17 protein-coding genes are annotated in these 18,920 nt (G+C 46.9%); 12 read left to right on the top strand and 5 right to left on the bottom strand.

Annotated elements, in window-relative coordinates; genetic code table 11:
* Positions 1-9 precede the first annotated feature (9 nt).
* The 4 genes from LEPBO_RS0114570 to LEPBO_RS0114555 form a co-directional block, all read right to left on the bottom strand.
* On the bottom strand, positions 10-492 hold the full coding sequence (locus LEPBO_RS0114570) for an MSMEG_0572/Sll0783 family nitrogen starvation response protein (protein ID WP_017288319.1): 483 nt from the start codon (positions 490-492) through the stop codon (positions 10-12).
* 173 nt (positions 493-665) lie between these two features.
* Positions 666-1,934 carry an MSMEG_0569 family flavin-dependent oxidoreductase gene (locus LEPBO_RS0114565; protein WP_017288318.1) on the bottom strand — a complete coding sequence of 423 codons (1,269 nt, stop codon included), beginning with the start codon at positions 1,932-1,934 and terminating at the stop codon, positions 666-668.
* A 202-nt stretch (positions 1,935-2,136) separates the two neighbouring features.
* A complete protein-coding gene (locus LEPBO_RS0114560; protein ID WP_017288317.1) occupies positions 2,137-3,633 on the bottom strand; it encodes a TM0106 family RecB-like putative nuclease in 1,497 nt (498 codons plus the stop codon).
* Positions 3,634-3,881: 248 nt separating this feature from the next.
* Positions 3,882-4,070, bottom strand: a complete 189-nt coding sequence (locus LEPBO_RS0114555) for a CsbD family protein (protein ID WP_026148649.1) — start codon at positions 4,068-4,070, stop codon at positions 3,882-3,884.
* A 200-nt stretch (positions 4,071-4,270) separates the two neighbouring features.
* Between LEPBO_RS0114555 and uvrB the strand changes: the two genes are divergently transcribed.
* Entirely contained in the window at positions 4,271-6,274 is a 2,004-nt protein-coding gene (uvrB, locus tag LEPBO_RS0114550) for an excinuclease ABC subunit UvrB (RefSeq protein ID WP_017288315.1), read from the top strand.
* A 129-nt stretch (positions 6,275-6,403) separates the two neighbouring features.
* Complete coding sequence (locus LEPBO_RS0114545) at positions 6,404-7,246, top strand: DUF4351 domain-containing protein (RefSeq protein ID WP_017288314.1); 843 nt, start codon at positions 6,404-6,406, stop codon at positions 7,244-7,246.
* Positions 7,247-7,326: 80 nt separating this feature from the next.
* On the opposite strand, the gene LEPBO_RS0114540 is transcribed toward LEPBO_RS0114545, so the two are convergent.
* Positions 7,327-8,280 (bottom strand): aldo/keto reductase, encoded by a 954-nt coding sequence (locus tag LEPBO_RS0114540; protein ID WP_017288313.1) that lies wholly within the window; start codon positions 8,278-8,280, stop codon positions 7,327-7,329.
* Between the two features lie 131 nt (positions 8,281-8,411).
* On the opposite strand from LEPBO_RS0114540, the gene LEPBO_RS0114535 reads away from it, so the two are divergent.
* The 10 genes from LEPBO_RS0114535 to LEPBO_RS0114490 all read left to right on the top strand — a co-directional run bounded on the left by LEPBO_RS0114535 (position 8,412) and on the right by LEPBO_RS0114490 (position 18,683).
* Complete coding sequence (locus tag LEPBO_RS0114535) at positions 8,412-9,806, top strand: BCD family MFS transporter (RefSeq protein WP_017288312.1); 1,395 nt, start codon at positions 8,412-8,414, stop codon at positions 9,804-9,806.
* Between the two features lie 30 nt (positions 9,807-9,836).
* A complete protein-coding gene (locus LEPBO_RS0114530; RefSeq protein WP_017288311.1) occupies positions 9,837-10,379 on the top strand; it encodes a peroxiredoxin in 543 nt (180 codons plus the stop codon).
* A gap of 141 nt (positions 10,380-10,520) precedes the next feature.
* Positions 10,521-10,739 carry a hypothetical protein gene (locus LEPBO_RS0114525; protein WP_017288310.1) on the top strand — a complete coding sequence of 73 codons (219 nt, stop codon included), beginning with the start codon at positions 10,521-10,523 and terminating at the stop codon, positions 10,737-10,739.
* Positions 10,732-11,169 carry a type II toxin-antitoxin system VapC family toxin gene (locus tag LEPBO_RS0114520; RefSeq protein WP_017288309.1) on the top strand — a complete coding sequence of 146 codons (438 nt, stop codon included), beginning with the start codon at positions 10,732-10,734 and terminating at the stop codon, positions 11,167-11,169. Before LEPBO_RS0114525 ends, LEPBO_RS0114520 begins: the two co-directional genes overlap by 8 nt.
* 162 nt (positions 11,170-11,331) lie before the next feature.
* Positions 11,332-12,300, top strand: a complete 969-nt coding sequence (locus LEPBO_RS0114515; RefSeq protein ID WP_036045906.1) for a metal ABC transporter solute-binding protein, Zn/Mn family — start codon at positions 11,332-11,334, stop codon at positions 12,298-12,300.
* The gene (locus LEPBO_RS0114510; RefSeq protein ID WP_017288307.1) at positions 12,297-13,022 is read left to right on the top strand and encodes a metal ABC transporter ATP-binding protein; all 726 of its coding nucleotides are present in this window, start codon (positions 12,297-12,299) and stop codon (positions 13,020-13,022) included. The genes LEPBO_RS0114515 and LEPBO_RS0114510 overlap by 4 nt, the downstream gene beginning before the upstream one ends.
* A complete protein-coding gene (locus tag LEPBO_RS0114505) occupies positions 12,985-13,860 on the top strand; it encodes a metal ABC transporter permease (protein WP_017288306.1) in 876 nt (291 codons plus the stop codon). Before LEPBO_RS0114510 ends, LEPBO_RS0114505 begins: the two co-directional genes overlap by 38 nt.
* A gap of 264 nt (positions 13,861-14,124) precedes the next feature.
* Positions 14,125-14,868 (top strand): ABC transporter ATP-binding protein, encoded by a 744-nt coding sequence (locus LEPBO_RS0114500; protein ID WP_017288305.1) that lies wholly within the window; start codon positions 14,125-14,127, stop codon positions 14,866-14,868.
* The gene (locus LEPBO_RS0114495; RefSeq protein ID WP_017288304.1) at positions 14,868-17,231 is read left to right on the top strand and encodes an ABC transporter permease; all 2,364 of its coding nucleotides are present in this window, start codon (positions 14,868-14,870) and stop codon (positions 17,229-17,231) included. Before LEPBO_RS0114500 ends, LEPBO_RS0114495 begins: the two co-directional genes overlap by 1 nt.
* A gap of 60 nt (positions 17,232-17,291) precedes the next feature.
* Positions 17,292-18,683 (top strand): efflux RND transporter periplasmic adaptor subunit, encoded by a 1,392-nt coding sequence (locus LEPBO_RS0114490; protein ID WP_017288303.1) that lies wholly within the window; start codon positions 17,292-17,294, stop codon positions 18,681-18,683.
* The last annotated feature ends 237 nt before the right edge of the window (positions 18,684-18,920 follow it).

Below are 18,920 nucleotides of genomic sequence, written 5' to 3'. Positions count from 1 at the left end.
TCGGAGCTTTTAAAGTGTCCAGGTATCGAGGATAAATGCACCATCTTTGCGATGCATCAGAACGAGATCCAAGACATCCAATGGATTAATTGGTCGAATGCCTGGAATTAAAGAAGGTTCACCATGACCATAGAGCGCTTGCAATGCAAAGCGACATGCATAAACTTTGCCGCCTTCTGCCATGAATTTGCTCAGTTGATCATTGAAGTTCTGGTGTCCCGGAAAAGCAGAATCTCCGAGTTTCGGGAAGCCGCGTTGTACCCCCAAAGTTACACCAGGTCCATAGAGCAAAATCGAAGTTTCAAAGCCTTTTCTGAGTAATCGGGTCGCTTGAAGCAAGTTGACAAACCCGATCGAGCCTTCAAAAGCAACGGTGTGAAACGTGACTAAAGCTTTCTCGCCAGGTTCCGCTTTGACATCTGGAAAAACTTTTTCTTCGTAGTCTACAAAGAAATCGCCAGTTTGATGTGCGGGAGCTGTAACCTCTGGCATAGCGATCTCCTTAAATTTGATAGATGAGCTTGCTGCAAGATTAGTGGGGATTGGTTACTAACTTTTGTAGTGCTGGCTACTAGAACTAGAACACTGATCATAAAACTAGGGAGCTTGATCGAAGGGTTACACAGCTAGCAAAACCCAAAAACTGACCTATCTAAATCAACAGGTCATGATCCGAGTAAAAACTCATTCACAACACTCCAAGCACTATCTTGTGAGACTTTCTTTCTTGCAGCAATATAATCTGCAAGATACTGAGCATCTCTGGCAATTCCTGAGAATCGTCCAGAACCCCAGGTATAGAGCCAAGGTAAGCCGAGGAAGTACAAGCCCCAAATCTGCGTTACGCCGCGCTCATGTCCTGGATAGCCTTTGCCATCAAACACTGGAACTTCCACCCAGCGAAAATCAGATTGATATCCGGTACACCACACGATCGCTTCAATGTCAGCAGCATTCAGCGTTAACTCTTCTGAGTCTGGCTCCCATACAGGTTGGTAAGGTGGCTCGATTGGAGCATCAATCTGGTTCTTTTCAATGAATTGATCGACGGTTCGCTTAATACTTTCGGCAACTGCATCGGCATGATCTAGGTTCTGTTTGAGATTGTTCTCAAACTCGATCGTGCTGCCATTGACATCTTTCAATCTGCCGTAGAGCTTCATTCCTTCTCGCGCAAAGTGCCGCAAGTCAATTTCTCGTCCGCCATCACGACCTGTGACATAGTGATTTGCTTTACTTCTGACCGATTCTTTTTGAGGATGATCGTCGATCGAGAGATCGTAGTACCCCATCTGATCTAACCAATCCACGATATCTTTACCGCGATACAGCCGAGGCGATCGCGGAGCACTTCCGACAGCAAGATGGACTTTTTTACCTGCAAGATGCAAATCTTCAGCAATTTGACAGCCGGATTGTCCAGTTCCTACAACTAGAATTTGATCGGGTAGAAAGTCTGGACTTTTGTATTCAGACGCATGGAGTTGGACGATCGCTGACGGAAATCGTTCAGAAAGACGTGGAATTTTCGGTTGATGGTAGCTTCCTGCGGCGATGACAACTTGATCGGCTGTGTAATCGCCAATTGAAGTTGTTAGCTCAAATCGATCGTCATTTTTGATAATCTTCAAGACTTCAACACCTTCTCGAATCGGTGGATCGAACGAAGCAGCATAGCTCTTGATGTAATCCACGATCGCATCTTTTTGCATAAATCCGCGCGGATCGTCGCCTGCATAAGGAAAGCCTGGGAGCCGACATTGCCAGTTTGGAGTCACTAAGCAGAAAGTATCCCAGCGTTTGGCTTGCCACGCATGAGCGATCTTATGTTTCTCGAAAATCAGATGCTCAATATTCTTCTGCTTCAGGCAATAGCTCATCGATAAGCCTGATTGCCCTCCGCCAACAATAATGACCGGATAATGGCTTTGCATTGAAAACTCCACGATCGCATTTTTAGGCAGCGTAAAGCGCGATCGTAGAGGAGCGTTGTAGTTTTCACTACCGGAAGGATGAGTCTAGCTGTAAAGAGAGTCAGCGCGATCGCACATCACGTCTCCCTCTCACTATCGATAGCTCATCAGATTTTACGCATCGGATTCATGAACTTGAGCATCAACGATTCTCGATTCACCGCTAAACCGCGTAGCCAAAATCATCGGCTAAAGTCGCCGCTTCTAAAAATTCAACTAGCCACTCTTTCACCTGATAGGTCGCTCGACAGTCATCTTCGTTGTACATCACGATCGAGTCTAAATAACTGCGATCGCTCGTTGCTAACCATTGAGCATACCAATAGATCGACTGTGCCCCATTTGCCGTCGAATCGCGCCAATCAAAGCCAACCCATCGCGCAATATGTTTCAGCGCATAGCTCTCAACCGGAAGCGTCACGGTCTGTGTGACGTAGTCATGCAAATCGATGAATCGCGTCAGCAGCGGTTTAACCAACTCATCAGGAGTCTCAAAGACCTTACCCAATCGCTCCATCGTCTGTACTTCATAGGGGCAAAAATGAAAAATGGGCGCATTCGGATACGCCCACATTAAATCCAACAATTTTTGCCACACTATCGCTTCTTCTTCTGGTTTCTCTGCAAGCAGGGGATGGAACGTTTCCGTCTGCTGGAGGCGATCGACGACCAACACGCCATGCAAGTACACCAGATTCAAACTCGGCTCAGCTTCGATATCAAAATAAAGTTCGATCGCAGCCGTAGGAATCGTTGGCATCACAAACGGTCGTTTTCCTACCGTATGCGCGGCTAAACTTTCACCTAAGAGCGCCACATTCTGCAAAGTTGCTCGCGCTTGTCTGACCAACTTGCGCGCCGTCTCGCTGCCAAATCCAGGTAACGGTTCTAACTGATTTGCAGGAATTTCAGCTAGGGCTTCTAAGGTCGTAATATTTAACGCTTGTAATTGTGCATAACGCGATTGAGTCACACCGGGAAGCAGCGATAAATGATTGTCGGATTTGGCGATCGCATAACAATGACTGAACCAATGGCATAAACTACATCGACTGCGAGAAATAAACACTTCCGGTTCTTCTTCGCCTGTCACCGCTTCAATACAACTGGTCAGAATCGTTTCCATTCGCGGAATGATTTCCCACAAATCCACCGCAAACGCGCCCCGTTCTTTCAAAATCAACCAAGCTTCCTCGACCCAAGCTCCTTGCACCGCAGCCAGCACCTTCACAAAGTACGCCACGATAATTTGATATTCCTGCTTCGGACGCTTGCTGAGTTTGATCTCAGTCGGAACATAAATCCAATCGCCAAAAATGGATTGTCCCGGTCGTTTGACTAATAAATCTGGATTGGCAACGAGCGTTACATTTCCTTCTTCTGCTAACAGAATCGGCTGATAAATTCTTTCTACACCCGCCCGCATTAACTTCAAGGTTTCTTCCGCACCTTTTTGCCAATCTCCACTTTTATAAGTCGGTTGGCGATGTTCTTGATCTTCGGTTGCGAGGACTTGTCGGCGATTTTCTGCACTGTCTTGAATCAGTTTCAGCAGATAATCATTGGGCGGATCTTTTTGCTCAGCATCTCCATATCGATCGAGGAATGCTCGACGACTACAGCGTTGATAATTGAGCAGGAGATCAGCAGTAATAAACATGCCTATAAATTAACAAAAATTAGGCGGTCTGCGGGATCGTGTCTTCATCGTCAGATTACGCTCGATCGTCTTTCTCAATCACAATTTCTTAACAATTAGACATAGATCTAACTTATTCTAACAATCTGACTTTAAGCGGAAACTAAATGTAAATTAAGCTACGTTTTTTCAAAATGTCGGTTTTTCGTAAAAAAGAGATGCCCAGCTCAGGCATCTCTTGATCAAGTTGAAGTGAAAATTAAGAGCGACTATGCACGGTCAACAACATCTTTCGCTGCGTCTTTCACATCTTCTTTAGCGTTGCGCGCGCCAGCTTCGGCTTGTTTCGCTTTGCCTTCCATCTTGTCGGCTGGGTCGTTGGTGATGTTGCCTACAGCTTCTTGAACTTTACCTTCAACGTTCTTCGCAGCTGCCTTCGCTCTTTCTTCTAAACTCATGATCATTCTCCTTAGAAATTTGTTGATAAATCAGTCGATAGCGCTATCGATATGTATCGAATTTAACGATTTTTCTTAATTTTTGAGTCTGGCTAGAGTTGGATTGTTGCGTGATCAATTTCTCCCTCGATCGATAGAGAAGTGCCGCCACTGCCGGAAAAGAAACCGCTAAAATTGAATAGAACCCCAGTGAATTCACAATGCCAGAATTTAACATCCACACTCCCTTTGAGCCGACTGGCGACCAGCCCAAAGCGATCGCACAACTGGTCAAAAGTATTCAGGCAGGCAATCGTTATCAAACCCTGCTCGGCGCGACTGGAACCGGAAAAACGCACACGATCGCAAGAACGATCGAGAAAATTGGCAAACCGACCTTACTCCTAGCTCACAACAAAACGCTGGCAGCCCAACTGTGTAATGAATTGCGCGAATTCTTTCCGAATAATGCAGTTGAGTATTTCATCAGCTATTACGATTACTATCAGCCTGAAGCTTATATTCCGGTCAGCGATACTTACATTGAGAAAACCGCTTCGATTAACGAAGAAATTGATATGTTGCGGCATTCGGCAACGCGATCGCTGTTTGAACGTCGCGATGTAATTGTAGTGGCTTCAATTAGCTGTATTTACGGGTTAGGGATTGCTTCGGAATACTTGAATGCGTCGATTCCATTGCGAGTTGGAGAAGAGATCAATCAACGGCAAGTTTTACGAGATCTCGCGTCTGTGCAATATTCTCGCAATGATCTCGATCTGGGTCGGGGCAAATTCCGAGTCAAAGGGGATGTTCTAGAAATTGGACCAGCTTACGAAGATCGCATTATTCGAGTCGAATTTTTCGGCGATGAAATTGATGCGATTCGCTATATCGATCCGGTAACAGGTGCGACTTTGCAAAGTATGGACGCAGTGAGTATTTATCCGGCGCGTCACTTTGTCACACCCGAAGATCGATTACAGCAAGCTTGCGATGACATTGAGCTAGAGCTAAAACAGCGTTTAGTCGAGCTTGAGACTGAAGGAAAATTACTAGAAGCTCAACGCTTAGAACAACGTACCCGCTACGATTTGGAAGTTTTGAGAGAGGTAGGATTTTGCAATGGCGTTGAAAACTATTCAAGACATCTAGCAGGACGCAATCCTGGCGATCCGCCGGAATGTTTGCTGAACTACTTTCCGGATGATTGGTTACTTGCGATCGATGAATCTCACGTAACTATTCCGCAAATTCGAGGCATGTACAACGGTGACCAAGCCCGGAAGAAAGTGCTAATCGATCATGGTTTCCGGCTTCCGAGTGCGGCAGATAATCGCCCATTGAAAGCAGAGGAATTTTGGGCAAAAGTGAATCAGTGTGTGTTCATTTCTGCGACTCCGGGCGATTGGGAACTCGAAATTTCAGAAGATCGTGTGGTTGAACAAGTGATTCGACCGACGGGTGTGCTTGATCCGGAAGTCTTTGTGCGCCCGACTCAGGGACAGGTCGATGATCTGCTGCACGAGATCAAAATTCGAGTTGAGAAACGAGAACGTACGCTGATCACAACGCTGACGAAGCGAATGGCAGAAGATCTGACCGAGTATTTCCAAGAGCGCGGCATTCGCGTTAGATATTTACATTCGGAGATTACGTCGATCGAACGGATCGAAATTCTGCAAGACCTTCGAGAAGGCACATTCGATGTGCTGATTGGGGTCAACCTACTGCGGGAAGGATTAGATTTACCAGAAGTTTCGCTGGTTGCGATTCTGGATGCAGATAAGGAAGGATTCTTGCGAGCGAAGCGATCGCTGATTCAAACGATGGGACGTGCTGCTCGACATGTAGAAGGAAAAGCCATTCTGTATGCGGATAATTTAACCGATAGCATGGCAGGTGCGATTAGCGAAACGGAGCGACGACGAGCTATCCAGATGGAATATAACGAAAAACATGGCATTGTTCCGAAGCCGATCATCAAGAAATCGAACAATGCGATTTTGGCATTTCTGGAAGTGTCGCGCCGTTTGAATGCTCAAGAGTTGGATCAAGTCTATGAGCACGCAGATGAGATTCCCTTAGAAGATATTCCAACGTTGATTACTCAGCTTGAAGGTCAAATGAAAGAAGCGGCGAAAAAGATGGAGTTTGAAGAAGCAGCAAAATATCGCGACAAGATCAAACACTTGCGAGACAAGCTGTTGGGCAATCGAGCGTAATCGAGTAGAAGTCGGATTTTTCTCAAAGAATCCGACTTTTTGAGATTGAATTCACCCACTCATTCGGCAAAATCTACGACTTCAATCAAAAGATGGTAGGCTATTTGAACTACTTCTCAACGATAGTCTGTGGTCAAAAAAGCTGATATTGGTAGTAAACGTCTCATTAGTCTGGCACCGACTGCCTGGGTGCAATGGGTAACTCAGCAACCCGATGTGATTGCTCAAGGAATCCTCGGATCTGACTTTCAGTGGGTCAGTCGAGAAAACGATGTTTTGGTAAAAGCTTACAGTCCCACGCAGGGAGAGTTTCTAATTCTCAATGAGTTGCAGTTGCGCTACAACGACAAGTTGCCCGTGCGAATGCGAGCGTATGCAGCTCTAGCTGAAGAGAAGTACAGCCTCCCGACCTATCCAGTCTTAATCAACATCTTGCCCCCCGCATCTACAGTCACGATTCTCAATCGCTACGAATCAAATTTCATGGGGCTAGCGGTGCGGCAAGATTACCACGTGATTAACCTATGGGAAGTCGAAGCGACGATCGTATTTGAGCAATCGTTGAACGCACTTTTGCCGTTTGTCCCCGTGCTGAAGAATGGTGGAGAGACGACTGTGGTACAACGTGCCTTAAATCAATTGCGCAGGGACGAGCAATTAGTAGAATTGGAATCACTGCTGGCATTTTTTGCTAGTTTTGTGATGAGTAGTGAAGTTGTGCGGCAAATCATGAGGTGGGATATGGCAGTACTGCGAGAATCACCCTGGTATCAGGAGATTTTACGAGAAGGAGAACAGCGGGAGCGATCGCTGATCTTAAAACAACTCACTCGTCGAGTTGGTGCTCCTTCACCAGAACTCACTGCTCAAGTTGAAGCATTGTCGATCGAGCAATTGGAAGCGTTAGGCGAAGCCTTGTTAGACTTCACCCAGAGCGAGGATTTGACAGCTTGGTTAGACCATAACGCCTAAGAGGATATTTTGAAGGTATAAAAAGATCCTTTTAGAGATGGCTAGAATTCTCATAATTTCTAGCCATCTCCGGATTGCTCTTACTTACGATAGCTTCTCGTTAGCGCATCCAATTTCGTTAACTCTTCCGGTTCCATCGTCCAGCCCATTGCTCCTGCATTTTGTTCTGCCTGACTTGCCGTTTTTGCACCCGGAATTGGAATCACATTGCCCTGAGCAATCAACCAATTCAACGCCACCTGAGCCGGAGTGCGATCGTACTTTTTCCCAATCTCCGTTAACTGCTCAATCACAGGCATCAGTTTCTCTAACCCCTGCCGACTAAATTTTGGATCAAGCTTTCTCGCTCCGGTCACTGAATCTGCATTCTCCGGCTTATATTTGCCAGTCAGTAACCCTTGAGCAAGTGGACTATAAGCCAGAATTGTTACGCCTAAATCTTTTGCCGTGTCAAAAATCCCATTTGCCTCAATCTCGCGATTCAGCAGCGAATATCGGACTTGATTCACAGCAAGCGGCACTCCCTTTGCTGCGAGATACCCTTGTGCCTCTCGCATCTGATCTGCCGAATAATTACTCACGCCGATCGCTTGAATCCGTCCGCGATCGACTTCTGCGGCTAACGCTTCCATCAGCGTTTTTTTACTCATAAAAAAGTCAAACGGCATATGCACTTGATATAGCGCGATCGAATCTACGCCCAAACGCTGCAAACTTGCTGTCACCGCATCATGCACCGCATCCGCATTGAAGCGCCACGGCAGGGGCATATACTTGGTCGCAATTTGAATCGGCTGCGGATTCTGCCGCATAAACTGACCGATAAACTGCTCAGACTTTCCCAATCCGTAAATTTCAGCCGTATCAAAAAACGTTGCACCCGCAGCGATCGCTTGATCAAATGCCTGTTTTAGATCTGCTTCTCCATACTCTTTGCCAAAGCTCCAGAACAACGAATCGCCCCACGCCCAAGTTCCAATGCACAGGGATGGAACCTTCAAATCCGTTTTGCCGAGCGTCATCAATGTTTCCATGCAGATCTCACTTTGCGTTTGTAACGTTATTTTAAGTTTAATAATTGATTTCAATTCTGACATTCGCCTTTAGAACGACCTAGCGACTACCGTAAGCTAATGAATATCAATTCGCAGTGTTAGATTTTGTTATGGAAGCGGTAAAAACACCTTCTAAAATCAAGCTTTTCACGATGTTTCAACTTGGGTTGTACCAGATGGGACTCGGCATGATGTCAGTGCTAACCTTGGGGGTTTTGAACCGCATCATGATTAAAGAACTGGCAATTCCAGCAACCCTCGCAGCCAGTGCGATCGCAGTTCATCAATTCATGGCTCCGGCGCGCTTATGGTTTGGGCAACTGTCTGATGCGAAGCCGATCGCAGGCTATCACCGCACAGGCTACGTTTGGATTGCTTCAGGACTGTTTGCGATCGCGGCATTTCTCGCGGTTCAAGTCATGTGGCAATTGGGCGCGAGCTTGCAATCTGTAGGATGGGCAGCGCCGACTCAGATGTGGCTTGTCGTATTGGGATTGGTCTTTGCACTGTATGGATTGACCTTGAGTGCAGGCTCCACGCCTTTTGCCGCCTTGCTGGTCGATGTGTCCGAGGAAGACAATCGATCGAGACTCGTCGGGGTCGTTTGGTCAATGTTGATGGTTGGAATTGTTCTGGGTGCAATTCTGAGTTCTCGATTGTTGCCGACTGAGGGCAGTATTCCACTCGAACAGTTGCGTCCAGCCGTCGATCGCTTATTTATGATCGTTCCAGGGATTGTTTGCGGGCTTTGTATCTTAGCAACGTTGGGAGTTGAGAAAAAGTATTCGCACTTTGCAACGCGATCGCAAGACAACGATCGCGAAGATCAAATTACATTGGGTCGTGCAGTCCGCGTGTTAACCGCTTCTCCACAAACAGGATTATTTTTCTCTTTCTTGCTCTTGATGACGATTAGCTTATTTATGCAAGACGCAGTGATGGAATCGTATGGTGGGCAAGTGTTCAAGATGTCGGTGTCCGAGACGACTCGATTAAATGCGTTTTGGGGTACGGGAACCTTGGTTGGCATTAGTAGTGCTGGCTTTGCGATCGTGCCACGGTTAGGGAAAACCAGAACTGCAAAGCTCGGCTGTGTGCTCGTTGCGGCTTGTATGACGTTGCTCATCTTTGCGGGCTTTATGGCAAATCCAAAGCTTTTGCAAAGCGGATTGTTCTTATTTGGGCTAGCTTCCGGCGTGACCACAACTGGAGCATTGAGTTTGATGCTTGATCTCACAGCAGTTGAAACGGCGGGAACATTCATTGGTGCTTGGGGTTTGGCGCAGGCGTTGGCGAGAGCGTTAGCAACGGTTATGGGTGGGGGTGCTTTGGATTTAGGAAAAGCCATTTTCCCGAATTTGACCTTGGCTTATGCGCTTGTGTTTGGGCTGCAAGCGATCGGCATGTTGATCGCCGTGACCTTACTCAATCGTGTCGATGTGAAAGCGTTTCATTTGAAGACGAAAGCTGCAATCTCGACAATTTTGCAAGGAGAGTTAGATTAGAAGATGTGTTTTTATTAAGTTTTGTTGCTTATGACCCGTCGAACTCTCATCCTTGGATTTTTCAGTAGTGTGCTGGCGATCGTTGCCAGCCTGAGCTTCACTTTTCCAGCGTTTGCCATGGGGGGAGTGCTCCCTGAGATTAATAAACCTGCACCCGAATTTACCTTGCCGAGCAATTCTGACGCAGGCATGGTTTCGCTCTCAGACTACCGTGGTCAATGGGTTGTGGCATATTTTTACCCGGCTGACTTTACACCGGGCTGTACATTAGAGGCGCGAAAATTTCAGGAAGATTTGCCGAAATATCGCGATCGCAATACGCAAGTGTTGGGGATTAGTGCAGATGATGTGAATTCTCACAGTGACTTTTGTGATTCTGAAGGGTTGAAATTCCCGTTATTGGCAGATGAGAAAGGCACAATCAGCAAGGCGTATGGGTCTTGGATCGGAGTTCGATCGGCGCGGCACACCTTCATTATTGACCCTGAAGGAATTTTGCGGGCGACGTTTACAGGGGTGAATCCGATCGTCCATAGTCGTGAAGTACTGGCGACATTGGCAGAGCTTCAGTAGTTTGTTCAAAACGATCACATAGAGCTTAGACCTCCGAGGTTTCCAAATCTTTGGAGGTCTAATTTTGTCTGAGCGATCGCCCAAATAAAACTCAATCTCATCCTTGCTAAAATGAAGCCGAGTTACACCTCATTCCATACAATGAACTCCCAAACTACACCGCGCCAACAACTGATTGAAGCGATTTCTGATCTGAGCGATCGTCAAGTGATTCTTCTGCTCCAGTGGGTCGAAACTCTACAGAAAACCCCCCCTCTTCCGCTGAACGATCCCACAACAGTTGACCCTCTAATTGAATTTGTCGGCTCAAATACCCACGGTCATCTTGCAAGCTCGATCGATGACACACTCTATGGTTAATTCCATTTTGATCGATACTTGGGGATGGTTAACCTTAAACGATGCTGGAGAACGGCGACACCAACAAGTTGCAACTCTCTATCGCACTCTACTTAAACAAAAAACACTGATCTACACAACAACGTTCGTCCTAGACGAAACCTTTACCTTATTTTTTAAGCGCCTCAATGCCTATCAAGCACAGAAAGCAATGCTTCAACTTTCTGCCGCATTCTCTACCGACCAATTTCAACTGATTCAGATAGATGAAACGCGCTTTTCCCAAGCCCCAACCCTACGCCTGAAGTATCTCGATAAACCACAGATTTCTTTCACGGATCTCACTTCAATGGCAGTGATGCAGGAGTTTGGCATTCTTCACGTCCTCACTGAAGATGCACATTTTATTCAAGTCGGGCTGGAATTTCAACGATTACCAGCACAATCATAAGTAATGATAGAACATTTATCAGCGTTTCTGAGAATCGCTCCGAGGCGACAGAACCGTTTTATCCCAGAGTGAGAAATCGATTAAGAAATTCAGATCAATTAAAATGAGACTCATTCTCACTGTATGATGAAATTCGTCTTTTCATCGGTTGGAGTGTCTCTCATGAGAAGGAAATCGACGATCGCTTGTGCTACCTCTCTACTCATCTTTGGACTGCTCACAAGTTGTACACAGTCCGCCCCGCCTCCCCAAACGACTGGAGATGTCCAGTCTTCCCCTGCTGCGAATTCTGAGAAGAAATTGCGCGTCGTCGCCACTTTTCTCCCGGTCTATCTCTTCACCAAAGCCGTTGCAGGCGATGCGGCACAAGTTGATATCCTGCTCAAACCTGGAACCGAGGTGCATGAATATCAATCTACTCCGGCTGATGTCAAAGCCTTGAGCGAAACTGATGTCGTCGTCAAAAACGGCTTAGGCATGGAAGAATTTCTCGACGACACCATCAAAAGCGCACAAAACACTAAACTCAAAGTGATCGATGCCAGCAAAGGGATTACCCCGATCGGCGAAACCTCGCAAGTCGTCAAAACAGGGCAAGAAGCGGGACATGATCACGACCATAGCGACGGCAATCCGCACGTCTGGCTCGATCCCGTACTTGCCAAACAGCAAGTCACCACGATTCGAGACGGGCTGATCGCCGCCGATCCTAAAAATAAATCGAAATACGAAGCCAATGCAGCCGCTTATCTGCAACAATTAGCAGCACTCAATACTGAATTTGAACAAACATTAAAACCCTTTCAAGACCGTACCTTTATCACGTTTCACGATGCCTTTCCCTACTTGGCAAAACGGTATGACCTCAAACAAGTTGCGGTGGTTGAAATTCCTGAAGATCAACTCTCTCCAGCCGATGTGCAAGCCACAGTCGATGCAGTCAAACAATTTCAGGCGAAAGCCTTATTCAGTGAACCAGGGGTCGATAACAAATTATTGAATAGTCTTTCTAATGATCTCAAAGTGACGTTACGCCCTCTAGATTCTCTAGAAGCGGGAGAAACTGACCCTCAGTACTATCTCACAGCAATGCGATCGAATTTGCAAACTCTCACACAAGCCTTCAAGTGATTGATTCTATTTTGAAAGTCGAAGGACTGACGGTACAACGGGGACGATACACTGCGATCGAAAATATTTCGTTTGAAATTCCGGCGGGCAGTCTCAGTGCGATCGTGGGTCCGAACGGCTCTGGAAAAAGTACGTTAGTCCAAGCCATTCTGGACTTACTTCCCAAATCCACGGGCACGGTCGAAATTTTCGGTCGTCCGATTCGACGCTTGGGAAATTTGCGATCGCAGATTGGCTATATGCCTCAAAATTTCATCTTCGATCGCAGCTTTCCGATTTCTGTTGAAGAATTAGTCGCATTGGGATACACGGGAAAAGGGCAGAAACGCACTGCCGTAGCAACTGCATTACGTCGAGTGAATGCATTGCATTTACATCATCAAGCGATCGGAACGCTGAGCGGCGGCGAGTTGAAGCGGGTTTTACTGGCATATTGTTTAGTCAGTCCTCGCAAATTGCTGATTTTGGATGAAGCTTTTGCAGAAGTGGATGTGCAGGGCGAGGCGGAATTTTATCAATTTCTGCACGAGCTTCAGCAAGAAGAACGTTGGACAGTGCTGCAAGTGTCGCATGATCTAGACATGGTGAATCGGCACTGCGATTATGTTCTGTGTCTGAATCGATCGCTGGTTTGCACAGGCAAGCCGGAGGTCGCTCTATCCCGCGATAATTTGCTACAAACTTATGGATCTGCCTTTAGCCGTTACCGACATCAGCACTAATTTGATCAATCTTGTGCAATATCCCTTTATGCAGCGCGCGATCGTTGCCGGGGTACTGATGGGATTGTTGTGTGGTTTTTTAGGCAGTTTTGTGGCGTTGCGGCAGTTGTCTTTCTTTTCTCATGCGGTGGGTCATGCAGCACTCGTTGGAATCGCGATCGGCGTTTTGCTACAAATCGATCCAAACTGGACGCTGTTACCATTCACGTTACTGTTTGGCGTAGCAGTGCTTTATTTGATTGATCAAACCAATCTTTGGAGCGATAGTGTTCTGAATATTGTACTGTCGGGAGCTTTAGCGATCGGGGTGATTCTGACGACGTTTATTCAAGGCTATCGGGGCAATCTGATGGGCGTGCTGTTCGGAGATATTCTGGCAGTCAATTGGGCAGATATCACACTGACAGGATTGCTACTGATTGTGAGTGTGACGATCTTGATGGCGACGTTGAAACAGCAGATTCTTTTAACGTTGAATCAGGCAGTTGCTAAGGTACAAGGTGTTTCCGTACAGTTTCATCGTTATTTATTTGTGGTGCTGTTGTCGTTGACGGTAGCAGTAGCGATTAAAGCGATCGGGATTTTGCTAGTCAATGCGTTTCTTGTCATTCCAGCTTCGACTGCGAAATTGATCAGCCATCGATTTAATCCCTATTTGGCAGGGTCAGTTGCGATCGGAGCATTAAGCAGCATTGCCGGAATGCTAGTGTCAGGTGCTTTCAATTTTCCTTCAGGCCCAAGCATTGTTCTGGTTCAGTTTTGTTTATTTATCGTAGTGTTTGTCGCTACGAAATCATTGGAACTCTGGCGGAGCAGAACTAAATTCAATAAGGCTTAGAGCTGCACGAGAGAGCCGCACGAGCGCGAGCGCGCCGCACGAGGTTGAAGCCCCGTGCTCGTCGGACAAAGTCTCTGAAGAGACTGCATTTCCAAGCCAATGGCTGAGTTCGGGAGTCCCTTCAGGGAGTTCGCACGATTAGCACCGGGTTTTGAATCCGGTGCGGGATAGAAACGCAGTCTAGATAACCCTCACAAGTTCCTCAACTTCTTTGCCTACAACTAAGAAGAATATCGGTTCTGCATCGCTCACCCCTCACCTCCTATGAACATCTCCCTCGCTCAACCAACCACTCGGCAATCTGCTCCTGTGATTTTTCATGTCGAAGGGATTAGCAAGGTGTATCGCATGGGAGAAGTTGAAGTACATGCTTTACGATCGCTAAATCTTGATCTCTACGAAAGTGAATTTGTAGTCCTGCTTGGACCTTCTGGCAGTGGTAAATCCACGTTGCTGAATATTTTAGGCGGATTGGATATTCCCTCAAGTGGGCATTTCTACTTTCGCAATCAGGATTTAACCAATGCGAATGATGCCGTTTTAACTCGATTTCGCCGAAATTCGGTCGGGTTTATCTTTCAGTTTTACAATCTGATTCCGAGCCTGACCGCACGCGAAAATGTAGCACTCGTGACTGAGATTGCTCGACATCCGATGAAACCGGAACAAGCATTGGAATTAGTCGGACTCAGAGATCGACTCGATCATTTCCCGGCTCAGCTATCCGGCGGAGAGCAACAACGCGTTGCCATTGCTAGAGCGATCGCTAAACGTCCTGAAGTTTTACTATGCGATGAGCCGACAGGGGCATTAGATTTTCAAACTGGCAAGATTGTTTTAGAAGCATTAGCACAAGTGAATCAAGAGCTAGGTACAACTACGGCTGTGATTACTCACAATGCTGGAATTGCAGGCATGGCAGATCGAGTGATTACGATGCGCAGCGGCGAAATTACAAACATTCAATACAACGAACACAAGCTAGCCCCCTCGGCATTGGAGTGGTGATGAAAGCACTCAATTACAAACTGGTGCGAGATTTGTGGAAACTGCGCGGGCAGGTGATTGCGATCGCATTAGTCGTGGCTTGTGGGATTGCAATTTTTATTGCCATGATTAGTGCTTATCAATCGCTCGCTGCATCGCAATCTGCTTACTATCAGCAGTATCGACTTGCCCAAGTTTTTGCTCAACTCAAACGTGCGCCAGAGCCTCTCATCGAGCAAATTCAAGCAATTCCAGGAGTGGCTCAGGTTCAATCTAGAGTCGTAGTGGATGTCACGCTGGATGTGCCCGGACAGAAAGAACCAGCCATTGGGCGACTCGTGTCTGTACCAGAGCAACCGATACCCATACTCAATGATTTATTTATTCGTCAAGGACGGTATCTAGAACCTGGACGAGCCGAAGAAGTCTTAGTCAGTGAGGCATTTGCTAACGCAAATCACCTGAAAATAGGCGATCGCGTTGGAGCCATTATCAACGGTCGATGGCAACAGCTTAGCATTGTCGGAATTGCACTTTCACCCGAATATGTGTACGAAATTCGAGCGGGGGATGTGCTGCCTGACAATCAACGGTTCGGCGTATTTTGGATGGGCAGAAAAGCTTTAGGCACTGCGTTTAACCTTGATGGCGCATTTAATGATCTAGCCCTCTCTCTGAGTCCTCAGACGAATCCAGAAGCTGTGATTTTTCAGCTCGATCAATTGCTCAAGCCTTATGGAGGATTTGGAGCGTATGAGCAAGCAGATCAGATCTCGACTAAGTTTGTGACTGACGAGATCACTCAACTCAGATCTCACGCGATGATTGTTCCAAGTATTTTCTTGGCGATCGCTGCTTTTTTACTCCACATTCTGCTATCTCGGTTGATTGGAACACAGCGCGATCAAATTGCGATTCTCAAAGCTTTTGGATATAGCAACTGGAGTGTGGGATGGCATTTTCTAAAATTAGTCTTAGTCATTGTGTTTTTAGGTGGCGCGATCGGCACAGGGGTTGGACTCTGGATGGGTTCAGGAATGCTGAAAATGTACACGCAGTACTATCATTTTCCGAATTTGAACTATCAGATTAGTCTAGGATTAGTGTTAGGTGCGATCGCGATTAGTGCGAGTGCGGCGATCATTGGGGCATTTGTTGCAGTTCGACATGCCGTTTCGCTGCCGCCAGCCGAAGCTATGCGTCCAGAGCCTCCGGCTCATTTCCGGCGAACATTGATGGAAAGATTGGGATTACAGAGCTTTCTCTCGCCTGTAGGACGGATTATTCTACGGAATTTAGAGCGGAAGCCGATTCAAGCACTGTTGTCGATCGTGGGAATTGCTTTAGCGATCGCCATGTTAATTGTTGGGCGCTATTCTCAAGATGCGATTAGCTATCTGATCGATGTGCAATTCCGCTTAATGCAGCGTGAAGATGTCACGATTATTTTCAATGAGCCACGTTCTGCATCCGTGCGGTATGAAGTCGATCATTTACCAGGTGTGCTTTACTCTGAACCGTTTCGCATAGTAGCTGTTCGGTTTCGCAATCAGCAGTATACGCACCAGCTTGGCATTCAAGGATTAGTCGAAAACGGGCAATTGCACCAACTTGTGGATCAACAACTCAATCCCATTCCATTACCGATAGACGGAATTTTACTAACAGCTAAACTCGGAGAAAAGCTGCATATCCGAACCGGAGAAACGCTAACTGTCGAAGTGCTAGAAGGCGATCGCCCGACTCGGTATGTCAAAGTTGCAGGACTGGTTGATGATTTAGTCGGCTTATCTGCCTATATGGAACGACGGGCATTGAATCGATTGATGCAGGAAGGGGAGACGAGTTCTGGCGCGTACCTCGCAGTCGATGCGGCTCAACTGGATCGATTGTACGCATTACTCAAGCAAACGCCCGCGATCGCGTCAGTAAACCTTCGCAAAACCACGATTGAGCGATTTCAGAAAACGATCGCGGATACGCGACAGATCATGAATGCCGTTGAAATCGTCTTTGCTTGCATTATTGCGTTTGGTGTCGTTTACAATGCGGCTCGAATTGCCTTATCCGAACGCAGTCGAGAACTTGCAACTCTGCGCATTATTGGCTTCTCACGCGTTCAAATTGCGGTCGTTCTACTCGGAGAACAGGCAGCATTAACGATCGCAGCAATTCCCGTTGGCTTTTTAGTTGGCTATGGATTAGTTGTCCTGCTGTCGATCGCCTACAACACCGAACTTTATCGACTTCCGCCAATTGTAACGAGTGCGAGCTATGCCTTTGCCGTGATTGTTGTAACCAGTGCGGCATTCATTTCAGGATTAATCGTGCGGCGGAAGCTAGATCATCTGGATTTAGTTGCAGTGCTGAAAACGCGCGAGTAGTCCTCACAACTTCCTCAAACTTCTTCTTTACTCTGGAAACGTCAGTGTTGGTAGATTGCCATGAAGCTGCTCCCTCGGACAACTCAGCCTGCGTCAGACCTGAGAGAAGACTTATCTCCGCATTCTCCAAAGAAAAAATCCCGGTGGCTCATTTACGGGGGAGCCGCGATCGCAACTTTCACGGCAATCGTTTGGGCATTTCGTCCCACTCCGATCGTGGTCGAAACTCAGGCAGTCACACGAGGCGAATTACAAGTGAGCGTCGCTGCTGAAGGGAAAACTCGGATTCGCGATCGCTTTGTCATTTCTGCACCTGTTAGTGGTCGCTTAACCCGGATTCAGCTTAAAGCTGGCGATGCTGTTCAACCTGGTGAAATTGTTGCTCAGATTGAACCTTTAACCTTAACTGCACCCGTTCAGGAAGCGTTGGGACGACTCGCAGAAGCGCGTGCTCAGCGAGAAGGAGTTGCAACGCAAAGACCGAAATCTGCAACACTCGCCCAAGCACAAACGCGGATTCAAGCCGCGATCGCGACTCAACGCCAAGCTGAAGCCAGTGTGGCTCAAGCACAAGCAGCCTTCAATCAAGCTCAGCGCGATCGCCAACGTGCCCAAGAAATGGCAGCGTCCGGGGTGATTTCTCGACGCGATCGCGAAAATGCGGAACTCGTTGAAATTACAAGAGCCAAAGAGCTAGAGAGTGCGACACTCGCCGCAAAAGCAGCATCGGCTGAGGTCGATGTTGCACGAGCAGCACTCACCGTTTTACAAGCCGAACAGCGAGATCCAGACTATTTGCTGAAAGTATATGATGCGAGAATTGCTAGCATCGAAGCAGATCTTGCAAAACTGCAAGATGAAGCGAATCGCACATCCGTTCGTTCTCCAAGCGGTGGTCAAGTCTTACGACTCTTGCAGCAAAGCGCCCAATCCGTCACGGCTGGAACCCCATTGCTCGAAATTGGAGATATCTCAAAATTAGAGATTGTGATTGATGTCTTATCAACCGATGCTTTGAGGATCAAACCTGGAAATGTGATCTTAGTCCAAGCGGGATCGGGAATGCCAATGCTCAAAGCGAAAGTTCGTCAGGTTGAGCCTTCAGCATTTACTAAAATTTCTGCCTTGGGTGTGGAAGAACAGCGCGTCAATGTTATTGGTGATTTTATCAATGCGCCTGCATCGCTCGGTGATGGCTATCGTTCAGATGTGCAAATTGTCGTTTGGCAGAATCCAAATGTTTTGAAAGTGCCATTGAGTGCTTTGTTTCGCTGTGACCAAGCTTGGTGTGTTTTTAGTGTTCAAGATAGCAAAGCTCAAGAACGATCGATTGAGATTGGTCAGCGCAGCACCTTTGAAGCAGAAGTTCAAAAAGGCTTACAAGCTGGAGAAACAGTGATCCTGCATCCGAATGAACAAATCACAACAGGAACACCGGTGAAGTCACGTTAGCGATCGATAAAGCACCGGATGAGCACAAAATTGATCAGATCGTTGAGATTCCAAAGCGTTCCAGGGAGAAACCGAACCCAAACTGAGCAGCAACAACAATTGCTCAAGTCGCATGAAAGTTGATGCAATTTTGCACGACGTTCATTTTCTTGTTTCTGTGTTTTAATTGTGGGGTTTTCTCAGTATTGATTCACGGAGTTTGGTCTTAAATGTGGCTTTCTCTATTCGCTATCCTAA

The organism is Leptolyngbya boryana PCC 6306 (assembly GCF_000353285.1).
Taxonomy (GTDB): Bacteria; Cyanobacteriota; Cyanobacteriia; order Leptolyngbyales; family Leptolyngbyaceae; genus Leptolyngbya; species Leptolyngbya boryana.
This window is presented reverse-complemented; position numbering and strand designations above follow the sequence as displayed.